This is a genomic window from Carboxylicivirga agarovorans (assembly GCF_050589845.1).
Taxonomy (GTDB): Bacteria; Bacteroidota; Bacteroidia; order Bacteroidales; family Marinilabiliaceae; genus Carboxylicivirga; species Carboxylicivirga agarovorans.
Genome location: NZ_JBNGPA010000008.1, coordinates 47,504 through 64,633 on the forward strand (window position 1 = coordinate 47,504; position 17,130 = coordinate 64,633).

General features: G+C 39.4%; 11 protein-coding genes. 6 read left to right on the plus strand and 5 right to left on the minus strand.

From position 1 onward, the window contains the following. Nucleotides 1-24: 24 nt before the first annotated feature. The 5 genes from ACRD69_RS10510 to ACRD69_RS10530 form a co-directional block, all read right to left on the minus strand. Nucleotides 25-807 (minus strand): hypothetical protein, encoded by a 783-nt coding sequence (locus tag ACRD69_RS10510; protein ID WP_430815038.1) that lies wholly within the window; start codon nucleotides 805-807, stop codon nucleotides 25-27. A gap of 52 nt (nucleotides 808-859) precedes the next feature. After that, entirely contained in the window at nucleotides 860-2,437 is a 1,578-nt protein-coding gene (locus ACRD69_RS10515) for a RagB/SusD family nutrient uptake outer membrane protein (protein WP_430815039.1), read from the minus strand. Between the two features lie 11 nt (nucleotides 2,438-2,448). Further along, complete coding sequence (locus tag ACRD69_RS10520; RefSeq protein ID WP_430815040.1) at nucleotides 2,449-5,616, minus strand: SusC/RagA family TonB-linked outer membrane protein; 3,168 nt, start codon at nucleotides 5,614-5,616, stop codon at nucleotides 2,449-2,451. Between the two features lie 457 nt (nucleotides 5,617-6,073). Beyond that, the gene (locus ACRD69_RS10525) at nucleotides 6,074-7,588 is read right to left on the minus strand and encodes a SusD/RagB family nutrient-binding outer membrane lipoprotein (RefSeq protein ID WP_430815041.1); all 1,515 of its coding nucleotides are present in this window, start codon (nucleotides 7,586-7,588) and stop codon (nucleotides 6,074-6,076) included. A gap of 10 nt (nucleotides 7,589-7,598) precedes the next feature. Continuing rightward, the gene (locus ACRD69_RS10530) at nucleotides 7,599-10,802 is read right to left on the minus strand and encodes a SusC/RagA family TonB-linked outer membrane protein (RefSeq protein WP_430815042.1); all 3,204 of its coding nucleotides are present in this window, start codon (nucleotides 10,800-10,802) and stop codon (nucleotides 7,599-7,601) included. Nucleotides 10,803-11,362: 560 nt separating this feature from the next. On the opposite strand from ACRD69_RS10530, the gene ACRD69_RS10535 reads away from it, so the two are divergent. From ACRD69_RS10535 to ACRD69_RS10560, 6 genes are all read left to right on the plus strand, one after another. Further along, nucleotides 11,363-11,533, plus strand: coding sequence for a (2Fe-2S)-binding protein (locus ACRD69_RS10535; RefSeq protein ID WP_430815043.1), 171 nt, complete (start codon nucleotides 11,363-11,365; stop codon nucleotides 11,531-11,533). Between the two features lie 671 nt (nucleotides 11,534-12,204). After that, on the plus strand, nucleotides 12,205-14,439 hold the full coding sequence (locus tag ACRD69_RS10540; RefSeq protein ID WP_430815044.1) for a molybdopterin-containing oxidoreductase family protein: 2,235 nt from the start codon (nucleotides 12,205-12,207) through the stop codon (nucleotides 14,437-14,439). A 12-nt stretch (nucleotides 14,440-14,451) separates the two neighbouring features. Further along, a complete protein-coding gene (locus ACRD69_RS10545) occupies nucleotides 14,452-14,985 on the plus strand; it encodes a 4Fe-4S dicluster domain-containing protein (protein WP_430815045.1) in 534 nt (177 codons plus the stop codon). A gap of 18 nt (nucleotides 14,986-15,003) precedes the next feature. Beyond that, nucleotides 15,004-15,945 (plus strand): NrfD/PsrC family molybdoenzyme membrane anchor subunit, encoded by a 942-nt coding sequence (gene nrfD / locus ACRD69_RS10550; protein WP_430815046.1) that lies wholly within the window; start codon nucleotides 15,004-15,006, stop codon nucleotides 15,943-15,945. Between the two features lie 34 nt (nucleotides 15,946-15,979). Next, on the plus strand, nucleotides 15,980-16,504 hold the full coding sequence (locus tag ACRD69_RS10555; protein WP_430815047.1) for a YeeE/YedE thiosulfate transporter family protein: 525 nt from the start codon (nucleotides 15,980-15,982) through the stop codon (nucleotides 16,502-16,504). Nucleotides 16,505-16,517: 13 nt separating this feature from the next. Continuing rightward, complete coding sequence (locus tag ACRD69_RS10560) at nucleotides 16,518-17,108, plus strand: YeeE/YedE thiosulfate transporter family protein (RefSeq protein WP_430815048.1); 591 nt, start codon at nucleotides 16,518-16,520, stop codon at nucleotides 17,106-17,108. Nucleotides 17,109-17,130: the final 22 nt, after the last annotated feature.

Sequence of the window (17,130 nt, forward strand, 5' to 3'; positions counted from 1 at the left end):
TCACTAAATCTAAACCACAAGGTACTATGGGAACGTGATAATTTCATCCCATTCGCCCCATGTATGATCATACTCCGGCAAATAATGTTCTATTTGCATTGTAAAGACCTTTTTACCATCGCCATTGATTGAAATCGTGCCAGATCCGGCAATTCGAACAGGTAATTCGACACCTGTATGGAACCATCCTCTTTGCTCAGGTAACGACACTGTTGCAGCACCCTCATCGGCAATGATAAGAATATCATAACCATCTTCATACAAAGCCTCAGCCTTATAAATATCTAAACCAACTGCCTTATAAAGGTTAACAGGACGTGTTACTTCATCCCAGGTACTTTCAAAGCTTCCTGTTCCTACCGTTTCAAAGCTCAACTCAAGTTGTCCGCTAAATGCAGCCGTGTGGTATAATGGTGATGCATTGGTACCAACTACCATCAGTTCAAACGAATAGATAGTAGCCGGATCAATAGCGGAAGGATTAGTAGCCGTTATATTTGCATAAGCCACCGCACTTCCATCCTCAAACGTCAGGCTTTCACTCTCCAGCTCAAAAAGTCCTGTTTCATCACTGCTGACTAATACCAGGTTGGCAACAGTTCCTGAAACATCTTTAAGTGAGCGGTGTATAGGAAATGCTATCGTGTAACTGTTATCTGCATTTAATTTATACGGTTCATCAACGGCAGTTACACCAACAGCGACATAATCAACACCTCCTGTATCATATTTCGTTTGTATATTGTCCTGATCACACGCACTGAGTGCTACAAGACAAATCATTAAAGCATATATTATTTTCTTCATCTTTTTACTTTTAAATTAAACTGATATAATATCACATCTAACATATCAACTGTTACCATGGATTTTGGTCAATAACAGGGTCCAAAGCACTATTGCCATCGAACTCAGCCTGTGGTATTGCCATAACCCAGTCAGGACATAAGGGGTTTTGTGAATCAACATACGGAATTAATTCGCTATGATTGCTTCCTTCAAAATCGCGTGTAAACCCTGTTCCCTGGCGTTTCACATCATATAAGCGTGATATTTCACCCCATAATTCGATGCGGCGTTGCAACATAATTTCATCCAGTAAAGTAAGGCTTCCTGATGCAGGTGTTGTTGGTCCGTTTTCACTATCAACTGTTAGTGTATTGGCATCTGTAAGGCCACTAATATCATAACCAGGTTGACGATCGGCCATTAAAGCTTCCAAAATAGTTCTTGCCTCTCCATATTGTCCCAACATACATTTAGCTTCGGCTTGCATTAACAACATTTCGGCATGGCGCATAAAAATATAATCGCCTGCTCCCGTAGCTACATTGGCAAACTGGAACTTAAACTGATTATAGCTCTTTTGTGTTCCTGTTGCCTGTTCATCCTCAATAGGACCATACCACCAGTTTTTACGCACATCATTCGCTTTAACCTGGTTATATAACCAACTGCTGACGCATACCCGTGAACGGCTGGCATAATAATCGCTGGCACTGGCATCCATATGACCAAATAACATTGCTCGTCCGGCACCGGCCACCTGATCATCTAAAATTTCAAATCCCCATAATACACAATCCTGACCTGAATCGTTAAAGGCAAAACCACCTGATATATCAGAACCTGCCAACATGGATGTACCTCCTTTTAACGCTTCGGCAGCTGCATCAAAGGCCTCCTGCCAGTTCTCCTGTTCCAGTGCAATGCGGGCTTTAAGGCCATTAGCTGAATAGTAATCAAGATTTGAAATATGAACCCGTTCCTGGGATACATCAGGATGTAAGCGTACAATAGCACTATCAATATCAGCATTTATCAATTCATAAACATCACTTAACGTGCCTCTTCCAACACCTTCAGTCTCAATGGAAGTTGGTTGTGTATAGATTGGCACACCCGGTAAATCACCACCTCCAACTGCTAAAGACTGCTGGTAGAAACGCGCCAGGTAAAAGTAAGAAAAGGCCCTGAGAGCAAATGCCTGCCCCATTAGCGAATTCACCTTACTTGGAGCGCCCTGAAGTACATCTTTGGAAGCCAGTATTGAATTAACATTGGTAATCAAAGTATAATAAAAATTCCAGCTCGAATAAGGGCGTCCCTGCGTATTGGTAAAATCAGATTTAACCTGGTACATATAATCATAATAGAACCAGCCGCTACCCATTTCAGCCTGAACCATATCTTCGGCCATCAGGTTACCTGAGTGAATAATAGAGATGTGTCCAAATTGCTCATGTTCCCAACCAGTACCCCATTCGGTAACATACATGGCTCTGTAAAGCCCGTTGATGGTACTCATCGCTTTATCAACATCAGAAAACAATTCAGCCCCACCAGCCTGGTCTGTTGGGAAGGTGTCCAGGTTATCTTCGCAGGATGCAATGGCAAATACCATGCATATCAGTAAAATATATTTTAAGTTCTTCATTCTTTCAGTCATTAAAATTTAACATCGATACCAAATAATGTAGTACTAACCGGTGCATAAACATAATCGGTTGAACCAGAGAAGTTATACTGAGGATCTAAACCATCAAGGTGAGAGAATAAGGCAATATTATCTAAGGTTACATATAAACGAACCTTATCTATACCGATTGAAGAAACGACATTTTGAGGCAGTGTATAACCTACGGTCACGTTCTTGATAGCAAAATAAGAAGCATCAATTAAGCCGGCGTCATTCTGTGCCCTGGCAAAACCGGTACCATTTTCCACACGCGGTATATCGGTTATATCACCAGGCTTTTGCCATGCTCGTTTAATATTCTTGTGGTAATTAGCTCCAATATAAATTGGATTAAGCAAATCCTGATATAAGTAATCATACACATATCCACCTACAGAAAAGGTTGTTAAGAACGATGCATCAAAATTGCGAAGGAAAGTGAATTCACTGCCAAATGAACCATAGAAATCAGGAATACGACTTCCACTTATGGCACTTGAATTAACAGCCTCATTCTTCTGGTCAGAAATCGAATACGTTCTGTTTCCTTCTTCGTCTTCCTCAAATACATGATATAACTGAGCTCCGTTGGTCGGATCAACCCCTGCACTCTGTGCCAGCCAGAATGAATTGATCTCCTCTCCTACACGATTGATTCGGATACCACTTATAATCTGATCCGTCTCGCCATCCAGCTTAAGGATCTCATTCTTGACCGTTGACAGGTTACCTGTTGCAATCCAGTTGAAATTAGTTGATTTAATCACCTCAATAGCAGTACTGAACTCAATACCTTTATTTTGCATTTCACCAACATTATCCCAATAGCTGTCAAAACCAGCCGATAACGGCATTGGTCGCTTCATCAGCATGTCAATGGTTTTACGGTTGTAGTATTCCAGGGTGAAATTGGCCCTGTTAAACATACGTGCCTCAATTCCCACATTGAAGTTTAAGTTCTCTTCCCATTTGATATCTTCATTACCAAGATCAGCAAGGCGTGAACCTCCAAGCGTTGCATTAGGCCATGTTAAATCATAAAGTGTTTGCCACGCATAATAGTTATCTTCATCCACGGTATTGATATTATCATTACCCTGGAGACCATAACTTGCCTTTAGGGTTAAATTATCGATCATTTCAATTCCTGCCATAAAGCCTTCTTCAGACATTCGCCAGGAGGCACCAATTGACCAGAAATTACCCCAACGGTTATCTTTATGGAAACGGGATGATGCATCGGCACGGAAACTCGCACTTACATAGTATCGATCTTTAAAGTCATAAGTCACATTGGTAAAATATGATTCGATAGCATAGTTATCTTCATAGGAAGTTAAATCTTTGGTGGTAGTTCCCGGCGCCAATTCCTTGATGCCTGCAAATGGGAAACCAGACTTAACACCAAGCATGTAGTTATACTTGTATTCATAATTTTCATGCCCGAGTAACACACTTAAGCTATGATTCTTAATATCCCTGGTGTATCTGAGTATCTGGTTCCATGTATAAGAAAAAGTTCGGATATTATACTTATACAAATAACCGTTGGCCGAAGCATAGTCACCAAAATCAGGGTTATTATAAAGGTGTCGGTTTTCATTGACATAGTCAAAACCAAGAGTTGTTGATAAGCTTAATCCTTTTATGAAACCACCAATTCCATCACCAATTAAATCGATATGAAAACGTCCGGATACATTATCAAAGTTACGAACACTCTCATCTTCATATAATGTGGCTACTGAGTTAAAGTTATCATTGGCTCCACCAGGGCGGTTAGGACCATAATCAAACTGTTTTTCACCAGTTTCAGATAAGATCAAATCACCATTACGGTCACGAATATAAACCGGATAAAGAGATGGCATAAACTGAGCTGAATACCATACATTCGACGATGCAGAACCAGTTGACGAAAGGTAATCGGTCTTTGTTTTGGCAAAATTGACGTTACCGCCATATTTAATCCATGGTTCTGTCTCAAACTCAGCACCTACACGGCCTGAGAATCGTTCAAAACTGGTATTCTTAAGTAATCCTTCCTCCTCAAGGTAGGCAAACGAAGAAAATACCTGCATCTTTTCAGTACCTCCATTAACCAGAATCTGATACTCCTGGCGCAAAGCATTATCATTGGTAATTTCATCCTGCCAGTCACTTTCAAAACGAAGGTTGGCATTAGGATCAACCTTACCTGTTACAGGATCAATCAGGCTGGCCACCGGAACATCAAAGAAGTTATACTGCTCATTAGAACCAAAAATGCCATTATTGCCATTCATTTCACTAATAGCCAATTCACCCGCTAAATGTGGCGCCACATTTTTCTGATAAATCAACTGGTTCTTATACCCCTGAAAAGCTGTTTCAATAAAATCAGTGGCATTAAGTGTTTCATAAGGTTTAATAGCCCTGTTGGCAATACCTCTTGAAACCTTAAGCTCAATAGATGTTTTTCCACTTTTACCTTTTTTTGTGGTAATTAATACAACACCATTGGCACCACGCGAACCATACAAAGCTCCTGCTGAAGCATCTTTCAATACTGTAACAGATTCAATATCACTGTTACTGATCGCATTTAAATTACCATCATAAGGTACACCGTCAACAACGTACAGAGGGGCGTTACTTGAATTTATAGAACCAAATCCCCTGATTCGGATGGACGCTCCCTCACCAGGCTGTCCTGAACCTGAAGTTGATTGCACACCGGCCACCTGTCCATCAATGGCTTTGGTTATGTCGGCAGCAACCCTTTTTTCGAGTTTTTCAACTCCTACAACCTCGGCTGAACCGGTAAATGATTCTTTTTTGGCCGTACCATAAGCTACAACCATAACTTCACCAACTTTAACTTCATCACCCTGAAGGTTGACATTAATGACTGTCTGTCCTTCAATGGCGATTTCCTGAGTGGTCATTCCGACAAATGAGAAAATTAAAATTTGTGCATCATCAGGAGTGGCTAAAGAATAGTTACCCTCATAATCGGTAACAGTACCAATGGATGTGCCTTTTACGACAACAGATACACCCGGAATGGGTTCTCCGTCTTCACTACTGATAACACGACCAGTAATGGTTGTTTGAGCAAACAAAATAGATTGTCCGACTAAAAGAAGTGCGAACAACAAACATGCAAATTTCCGCATAGACTAAAGGTTTTAATTAATAATTGTGTTTAGTGCCTCGTGGGCAGAATTAGTATTTTGAAATTCACACAACTATTAAACCTGTAGCAATAGCAAAGACGCATATGCCTCTTGGCATACGTCCAAATACATGTCAGGAATAATTAAAAATCTACTGGGACTAGATTTTGGTTTAAGTTAATACGATTTTATCAGTTCGTATGAATTGTTTTATCAATCAAATCACCAACTATAATCGTCGTTTCGAACAGCCTATTAGGGTATTCGAAATACTAATATATGAATTTAATATGAAATTACAATATTTAACTATTTTTAATTAATTAGTTAATTCCCTAACACACATATAAAAGTTTATAAAAATCAGAAGGGGATGTCCTTTGACATCCCCTTCCTCACACAACTAAACCTTTAATCTACGTTCCATCACAGCTTAAAAGTTTATGATATATTTTTTTTACTGCCACCATAATTCAGTGTCCATTTCGTCACCTCCTATAGCATTTGCAGCTGCAGCTCTGTTATCACCATTAAGGTTTTGTTCCAATAAAGGATAGCGAACTCTATCAGGTAGATCCGTTAAATCCTCAAGAGGATCAAAATCATAACTCCATGTAGTGGTTGTTCCATCACCTCTAGGCACAACAACATCGTATGAACCTCCAGGCATCACAAGGGTATTTGGATAACCTGTACGACGATACTCGGCCCATGCTTCATATGGTTGCATATAAAGAGCTATATACTTTTGAGTTAAAACTGTTTCCATTGTAGCAGCAGGTAATGTTGCTAAATAAGCGTCAATATCCGCTTGAGCAACGCCCCATTTTTGCATTGAAGCTTCAACTCCTCTTTCGTACCATGTTTGATCCCAAGCATTGTTTTCACTCAATAAGAAACATACCTCTGCATATTCCATATAAAGTTCTTTGTATTTAGGATCAAGGATACCATCACCTGGCAATGATTCCCATTCAAATTCACCTACTACATCGCGACTTGCACCTGCAGGAATACCAACTTTTTGTCCTTCAGCATTATCAGCTACCATAGCATCAATACGAGGGTCAGCACCGAATGGACCTCTTTCTCCTTTTAATAACTCAACAAATGTATGAGCAGGAGCAAAATCCAAACGATTATCAATATAAAACGCAGCATACATTGGAGCTGTATTTGCATTATTATCTGCAGTAAAAGTCACACCAGCATTATCATCATTACTTGTCATTACATTTGTTGATGCATCAGCAATATGCTGATTAGCTAATGTTGGATTTACACCTTTAATACGGTTAGCAATTCTTAGACGTAAAGAGTTAGCAAACTTCTTCCATTGAGCAGCATCACCATCAAAGAAGTTATCTCCTTCCATTACAAAATCACCTGTAATTTGTGCTTCAGCCTCATCCAGTTCCTTAAGTATATCTTCATAAATTTTCGACTGACTGGCATAAGCAGGATATGTTTGATTATTTTCAACCAAATCTAATGCCTGAAAATCAGGATCATCACTTCCATACGAATAATATGGCATATCACCCCATACATCTACAGCCTTTGAAAAGATATAAGCCAACATAATACGAGATGCAGCTATCTGATTTTCATTAGGACCATATGCTGCCATATCACCCATAGTAGCTTCATTTGTATTAAAGTCGATAATTGCCTTTAAATCCTCTGCATGTAGGTAAAAATCAAACCACGATGCCTCATTAACAGTTTCTCGATACTGATAACGATCTTCTTCTGTGTAATTTACCTGTCCCCAGTACTGAACCCAAAGAAGTGCCTGACGACCTGAGAACCATTCATCCCTGGTATCTACCATCAACTGCTTCTGCACTCGGTTAAGAATACCGGGTGTTGGTACAACTGCTGCCTGGTTTGGACTGTCGTAATACTCAACATCACAAGCAGTCAACGCAGCAACAAAAATAATTGCTATATAATATTTAAATAATCTCATAATCCGCTTTTTAGAAATTTAGTTGTACATTAAATCCAAATGTTCTTGTTGTCGGAATAATACCTCCTTCAAGTCCCTGAATATTACCAGAACCATTAACAATACCTTCAGGATCAATACCTTCATTGTCTAAGTTCCATACAGCAATATTACGTCCATAAAGAGATACACGAACATTCTTTATTACATCAGTAAATTGAGGTAATGTATATCCAATTGTAATTTCTCTTAATTTTACATATGAAGCATCAAAGAAGCTGGTTGCACTAGGTGTACCAAAACCATGATAATGATTCGCACCATAATCAATAGCTGAAATATTAATATCGTTAGGACGACTTTCTGTAACATTACCGTCAGAGTCGTATGCAGTTGCGATTACTCCGTCTAAGACTAAACCATCCTCGCGAATTGTATTTCCACCAGAAGTTGCAGTAGCCGTTTTAGCATCCATACCTGAATACATAGCCCACATATTTGTTAGTGAGTAATAGTTACCACCTTTTTGTACATCAATTAATGCAGAAACATCAAAGCTCTTGAAAATTGTAAACGTGTTTCTGATACCCATATTATAATCAGGTAATGCAGAACCAATTGGTGACAATTCTCCATTTCTTAAATAGAATCCATCATCTCCAACAACACGTTTTCCATTCTGATCATATACGTAGTCATATCCCCATAACATCTGATACGGATCACCTTGAGAAGCATTTACATAAGCTCCTCCAAATGGCGCACGACCTAATTGAACACGATCAATTTCATCAGGTAATTCAAGTACTTCACTGCTGTTCTTAGCATATGTAATAGTAGCATCCCATTTAAAATTAGTTATTTGAACAGGAGTACCGGAGATTAATAATTCAATACCATTATTGCGAATCTTACCAGCATTGATATACTTGCTTGCATAACCAGTTGTTGGACTTAAATCCAATGCAATAATCTGGTCTTTCGTTTCACGGTTATAATAACTAAAGTCAACAAATAAACGGTTATTAAATGCTGAAATTTCAGCACCGATTTCATACTCTGAAGTACTTTCAGCCTTTAATTCAGGGTTGTTTAATGTACTTGGCAAAGTAAATGTAGGTGTTCCGTTAAAAGGTGTACCTGTTTCAAATAATGTTTTAACACGATATGGATCAGTACCATTACCAACACCTGCATAATTCGCACGTATCTTAGCCATATTTAACCATGGTAAATCAAGGTTTTCAGACAGAATATAACTAAGAGAAACCGAAGGATATGTATATACATTATCATCAGAAGGTAAGGATGTATCATAGTCCTGACGAATAGATGCATCTAAATAAAGCATATCTCTCCAACCAAAACTTGCAAATGCAAACCAACTATTTACTTTTTTCTCTTCTTTATAATCAAAAACTGTTGGTTGATTTACGGAGTTATTTAAATCATAAAGATTTGGAACTACTAAACCACCATCCGTTTGTCCGATTAAAGACTGATAATTTTCTTTTCTCTGGTTCAAACCAACGTAACCAAAAATATTGAAATTATCGAATTGTTTCTTGAAGTTAAGTTTTCCTTCAAGGTTTAATTCAGTGCGTTGTCTGGTTGCTTTATAGTAATATGATTGCGCTTGTGAACCAACTGCCATTCTATCCTGGATATTGAAAGTATATGTATCCAGGTATGCATTACCTTCAGCTGTTAACCAATCAGTTAAATTCAATTTTAAACCTGTTGTACCATATACACGCGCTCTGTCATCATCAGCATAACTTTCGTATACCATCCAATATGGGTTATCTGAATAAACAGGAGTAGGATCATCCCAGGCTGTTCTGTTCCATGTACGTTGCGTTCCATCAGGGTTTTTATAATTTCTCAATCTATTCATGTCTAATTGAGTTTGACCCCACTGGTAGAACTTTTGTGAAACTGACTTATCACCATATCCACCTTCTTGACGACCTTTTGTATAGGTATTTACATATGTCATATTGGCATTAACCTCAGCAAAACCATCCCAAAGTTTAGCGCTACCATTAATATTGAAGGTATGCTTTTCCTGCTTCTGATTTGGTGATGTACCAGTCATGTTAACATTGGTATATCCAACACGTAAAGCTGATGTTTCATTTGTTGAACGAACAGATACCGAATTTGTATATGCAACACCTGTTTCATAGAATTTTTCAAAGTTCTCCTCTGGATAAACCCATGGTGCTGTTTCCGGAGTCGATGTAAGACCTTGTTCATAATCGGCTGCACCCCACCAGTGTAACACTTGTCTGTTTGGATCATACTTTGGTCCCCAACTTTCGTCCATTCCATAACGAACTACTTCATAGTCAGTACCTCCAATCTCTTCAGTTTTGAAATCACCTAAACCACCACCATAGGCCTTCTGTTGTTTTGGGAATATATAAGCACTCTCCCAAGAGATTCCAGAATTAACATCTACTGCGAATGATTTTTTACCAGCCTTACCTGACTTGGTTGTGATCATAATAACACCGTTCTGTCCACGGCTACCATACTGCGCCGTCGCAGCACTACCTTTAAGAATATTGATGCTTTCAATATCAGCAGGGTTAAGGTCATTACTCATTGAACCATAATCAATACCACCACTACCATTTTGAGTACTGGTACTGTTGTAGTTAGATGCATCTAAAGGTACACCGTCAACTACATAAAGAGGTTGGTTATTACCTGTTAATGAACTGGCTCCACGAATAAGTACGTTTTGAGATCCTGCAAAGTTAGATCCGGAAATTTGAACACCTGCAACTTTACCAGCTAATGCCGACACAGCATTAGAGTTATTGGCTGAATTCAATTCTTCGGCATTTACACTCTGAGAAGAATACCCAAGTGATTTTTTTTCGCGTGAAACTCCTAAAGCAGTTACAACAACTTCATCCACCCCAATGGCTTCAGATTCTAAAACGACATTAATTGTAGTACGACCTTCAATTAAAACGTCTTGTGTTTTCATACCAACAAATGAGAACAACAGGTTTGTTGCATCATCGGGTACACTTAATGAATAGTTACCGTCAACATTAGTAACGGTACCAATAGTTGTTCCTCTTACAACTACAGATACACCCGGCATCGGGTCACCTGACTCACTATCGGTTACAAGACCGGTAATAGTTGTTGTTTGAGCAAACATTGCGTTCAGTCCCACGAATAATATCAGGGACGCGATTAATGCTAATCTGCGCATAAAACAAAAGGTTTAAGTTAATAATAGTGATAAATTTTAACGCCTTTCACGTTAATTTTAATACATAATTATCCCACCAAGCGACACACACCTACCGAATACTGGCGAATATTCAATAGAGTACTAACACTTGACAGTTAGATTAGAAATTCTAAGTAAGAATCTTTTGAAAGTAAATACGGTTTCTAGTGTACATGATTAAAGGTTTAAAAAAGTTAATAATGGCGACAAAGGTTAAACTTCTTTTAATTGTGTTGTTTTCTTTTAATAAATGTCAAATGGCGAATTTGACATTACAAAAGTATATAATTTATAATTCGAAACAAATTTTCATCTTTTGCAAACAATCTGTAATTACCACATGCTATTACAATGTGAACAATTACTTTCCTATAAATCAAAGAACTACCCAAACTTAGTTTTTTTCGAATTAAAAAGCAAAATATTTATAAACATTTGTTAATTTTTATTAATTCCACATCTACACCCCCTGTATGTAAAGGGTTATTTAAAAGCTTTATATTTTTAATGCAAAAACACTACATTCGCACAAAAAAAAGATGGATCGACTAATTTGCTTATGTAAGGGGGTTCGGGAGAACACAATAAAAGACCTGATTAACAAGATCGATTTCCCAAGTCTCGAAATAATCCAGGAGAACACAAATGCCGCAACCAATTGTGGAAGATGCATTAACGCAATTGAAACATTGATAAAACAAAAAGCATAAATTCTATTGTTGTAATTAATCTCATTGGACAATCGTCCTCAGCTATTCCCATGCACAAATCAATACGGCAGGAACTTGGCTAACTGTAATTTCTGCCAAATACCATTCAAATAACAGACATAGCGAATTATTAAAGTTGTTATCAAAAGCACTACTATCCAATCTATTGCTCTTCGTCCTTAAGTTGACGCAAAAGCCAGAAGATAAATTAAAGAGGCGGAAGGAAGCATTGATTGAACTACTCTAACTACTTCTCATAATTCAATGATTAATCAATCCTATTTTTGTCAATATTTATACAATTTTGATTGAACGAACATTGAACGAACATTGAACGAACATTGAACGAACATTGAACGAACATCGAACGAACATCGAACGAACTCAGATCATATTTAGTCCAATCCTGGAATTACTATACAGATTATTAATAGTGTACTGGAATAACTTTACACCATTGAAAGGTCGTCCTAACATCATGCTGCTTACTTCCATTTTAAGTTTGTCATGCGGCGTTTGCATCAACATGTACATGTTAGAACACTACCCTCCAATTAAGATTAAGTCTAAATATTGATTAGTTACATATTCAATTATTCATCAATCCACACATCTAGTTATGTGTATATTTTACTATTTTTACCATCGTAACATTCAAAAGGTACAAACCGATGGGTAAAAGCAGAAGAGATTTTATCAAAATTTCATCACTTGGAACAGCAGGTCTTTGGGCTGGTTCCAGGTTATTAATGGCTCATAACAATAAGGTCATTCCTGAAAACCTTAAAGGGCCATGGGCTATGCCACATGATCTGGTGCGAACACCGACCTATTGCGAGGTGTGTTTCTGGAAGTGTGCTGGCTGGACCTATAAAAATGACGAAGGACAAATTCAAAAAATAATTGGTAATGATGATGATCCTAATAGTAATGGTCGCTTCTGCCCAAGGGGGACCGGAGGTGTTGGAATGTACTATGATGAAGATCGTCTTAAAACGCCTTGGATTCGTGTAAAAGGAGCCGACGGTAAACAGACCTTTAAAGAAGCGTCATGGGATGAAGCGTTTGATTACATTCAGAAAAAACTTGAAAAAGTTATTGCAGAGCATGGTCCTGAATGCTTGGCCCTGTTCACTCATGGATCAGGAGGTACATACTTTGGTAACCTGTTAAAGTCACTGGGTTCCCAAAACATAACAGCACCTTCATATGCTCAGTGTCGCGGACCAAGAGAAGTTGGTTTTATAGCTACATTTGGTGATGGCTTAAGCTCACCTGAGCCGACAGATATTCGCGACAGTAAATGCATGGTATTGATTGGTTCTCACATTGGCGAGAACATGCATAACGGACACGTTCAGGAAATGTCAGATGCCATAGATAAAGGAGCAACTATTATTACTGTCGATCCACGTTTCTCTACTGCTGCCAGCAAATCAAAATATTGGTTACCAATAAAACCAAGCACCGACCTGGCATTGCTTATGGCATGGATTCATGTATTAATATATGAAGAGCGTTACGATAAAAAATACGTAGAACAATATACCTTTGGTTTTGAGCAACTCAAAGAACATGTCAGGCACATGACCCCTGAGTGGGCTTATGGTATTACAACCATTAAACCACAGGTCATTCGTGAAACGGCCCGTGAGATGTCTTATGCGTCTCCTGCGACAATTGTTCATCCTGGTCGACATGTAACGTGGTATGGTGACGATACACAGAGATTAAGAGCCGTGGCCATTCTTAATGCGTTATTAGGCTCCTGGGGGCGCAGAGGTGGTTTTTACATCCCGGACAAGGCCAAAGTACCTGGGGTTCCACATCCGCCATATCCCAAACCACGCAGGACCTGGCGTGACGCCATGGGAGGCAAGTATGAATTAGCTGACCTGGCACTGGCCAATGGAGTTTGTGATGCAACAGTACCTTCAGCAACCATGGATTGTAATATCAAAGCATGGATTGTTAATGGAACCAACCTCATTGAAACATTACCAAACAGGCCAAGAACCATTGAAGCTATTAACGCGCTTGATCTAATGGTTGTAGTTGATACCATGCCAATGGAGATTACTGGTTTTGCTGATGTTGTTTTACCTGAGTGTACCTACCTCGAGCGATACGACTCATTAAGAATCACACAACATCGTGAACCTACTATATCACTGCGTATGCCGGCTATGAAGCCTAAATACGACTCTAAACCGGCCTGGTGGATGGCTAAAAACCTGGCCGAACGATTGGGTAAAGGGGAGTATTTCCCGTTTGATTCGATAGAAGAAGAACTGGATTACCAGTTGAAAAAGGTCGGTTCGTCACTTGAGGAGATGCAACGCATTGGCGTTAAGAAAATGCCGAGAGCCTATGACGACCTGTATTATAAAGATGGTGAGGATATTGAGTTCAATACCAATACCGGTAAAATAGAATTATATTCCTCTTCACTGGAAGAGTATGGTTTTGATCCAATGCCAAAATACACCGCTCACCCTGAGCCTCCTGCAGGTTACTATCGTTTGATTTACGGACGGGCTCCAATGCACACCTTTTCACGGACTGCCAACAATCCAAACTTAACTGATCTGATGGATGAGAATACGGTATGGGTTAATCCGAAGGTGGCGAAAGAGTGGGACTTAAAAAACGGACAGGAAGTTTATCTGCAGAACCAGGATAATGTAGTTTCTTCATTTCCAATTAAAGTAAGAATTACAGAACGCATTCGTTGGGATTCGGTATATATGGTGCATGGCTTTGGTCATGCCAACAACAAATTAAGTCGTGCCTATGGTCGCGGTGCCAGTGATTCGGAACTGATAACCAATGTAATGATGGACCCTATTATGGGGGGAACCGGCATGAGAGGTAATTTTATCACATTTAGATTTAATAAAGCATAAAGAGAGACAGCTATGAGATATGCAATGGCCGTAGATACGAAAAAATGCGTGGGCTGCAGTGACTGCGTGGTAGCGTGTCAGACTGAAAATAATGTTCCCATCGGATACTGCCGTGACTGGATCGTGGAAGTAACGGATGGTACTTATCCACAACTGGAACTGGAACATCGATCTGAAAGATGCAACCACTGTGAAAATTCTCCTTGTGTAAGGTGCTGCCCTACAGGTGCCAGCCATTACAGTGATGGTGGTGTGGTAATGGTAACTAAGCATAAATGCATTGGTTGCGGAGCGTGTATCGCTTCATGCCCTTACGACGCACGTTATACTCACCCCAAAGGATATGTGGATAAATGTACATTCTGTCTTCACAGGGTCAAAAAAGGACAAGACCCTGCTTGTGTGGCAGTGTGCCCAACCAAGTGCATGTACTTTGGCGATCTTGATGATCCGAACTCTGAAGTCAGCAGGGTGATAAAGAAACGCAAATACAAAACATTGATTCCTGAGGCAGGAACCAATCCTCAATTATACTTTTTGATATAAACCATTCATAAGAAAAAAATGAGAGAAGAATTAATAGTCAGTGGACGAATGAATCCTCATATTGATCCGCAATTAGAAATTTGGGAATGGCATATTCCAGCTTACTTATTTTTGGGTGGTTTAGCAGCCGGCATATTATTTTTTGCCAGCTACTTTTTCATTAAAGGTAAATCCGAGGAGTATCCAACCGCAGTGAAATTGGCACCAATATTTACACCGGTGCTTATTGCACTGGGACTTGTGTTCCTGTTTCTTGACCTGAAACACAAGTTATATTTCTGGAGACTTTACACTGCTTTTAAGATTGAATCTCCAATGAGTTGGGGAGCCTGGACACTTATGGCCATTATGCCTCTGTCAGGAATATGGGCCGCTCTTAATATTAAAACACTTTTCCCGAAATGGGACTGGAAGTTTGACATTGCGAAAGATGCCATCAAGGTATTGGAAGAATATAAAACACCAATTGCCTGGGCCATTATGATCTTGTCAGTAATTCTGGGGATTTATACCGGAATTCTTCTGTCAGCTTTTAATGCTCGTCCACTTTGGAATACTTCAATTTTAGGCCCTTTGTTTTTGGTATCTGGTATGTCAACCGGTGCTGCAGCCATTATCATTTTGTCAAAATCAAAGGAGGAACGACACACATTTGCTCGCATCGACCTTTTATTAATTGCCATTGAACTGTTCCTGATCATTCATATGTTCATGGGCTTCAGAGCCAGTTCCCAGGTACAGATTGATGCATCAGCCATGTTTTTGGGCGGGCAATTCACAGCCCCTTTCTGGGTGTTTGTTGTAGGGCTGGGTCTTGTTATACCGGCCATACTGGAAGTGCTTGAAATGCGCAACAAAAAAATACCTTACATGGTGGCTCCGGTAATGGTGCTTTTCGGAGGATTACTGTTCCGATTTATCATGGCCTATGCCGGCCAAATGAGTCGATGGTTATATTAACAATTAGTAAGATTAATAAAATAAATCTTTATATATGAACACAGAACGAAGTAAAAAGTATATGAACCCTTATATGGGCGGGGTATTACTTGGCTTGGTCCTATTAGCAGCTTTCTATGTCTCAGGCAGAGGCCTGGGTGCCAGTGGTGCAATAAAAAGTGCAGTGGTATCAAGTGTTGAAACGATTTCTCCATCACATGTAGAATCAAGCGAATTTTACAGTAATTATAAGGAGACTCACAGTGGCGGCCCATTAAAAGACTGGCTGGTATGGGAAATGCTGGGTGTTTTAGTAGGCGGTTTTATATCAGGCGCTATGGCAGGCCGTTTGAAGTTTAAAGTTGAACACAATCCAAAGATCACAAGCAAGGTACGACTCATCTTCGCAGCCATTGGTGGTGTTCTATTTGGATTAGGCTCACAATTGGGCCGTGGCTGTACCAGCGGCTCGGCCCTAAGCGGAATGGCCGTATTATCACTTGGCGGTTTTATAAGCATGGCATTCATCTTCGGAACAGCTTTCGCTTTAGCCTACTTTGCACGTAAATTATGGATTTAATAAAGAGACAAACATGGGACCTTTAATTGTATACGAATATATATCAGACAACACCAATCTCCTTTTGGCATTTATAATTGGAATTGGATTTGGATTTGTACTTGAAAGAAGTGGCTTTTCATCATCGCGTAAACTGGCCGGTATGTTTTATGGTTACGATACCACAGTGTTAAAGGTATTTTTCACTGCAGCTATTGTAGCAATGCTTGGCTTGTTGTTTTTCAGTCTGTTTGGCTGGATCGACCTGAATTTAATATACATCAACCCAACCTTCTTGTGGTCAGCTATTGTTGGCGGCGTTATTATGGGAGCAGGTTTTATATTAGGGGGTTTTTGCCCGGGTACGGCATTTTGTGCAGTATCCATCGGTAAACTTGATGCTTTAAGTTTCATCGGAGGCCTGGTTATTGGCGTTTTAATATTCACCGAGGGCTTTCCGCTATTGGAAGAGTTATTTTATGCCGAGAATATGGGAACACCGACAATTAATGAATTATTAGGTATTTCCAGAGGAGCTTTTGGCTTAATCCTGATCTTTGTCGCTCTGGGCATGTTCTTTGTAGGAGAATGGGCCGAACGCAAATTTCCAAGAGAAGAATACTAACAAGGAGCTTTGAGATTCAATT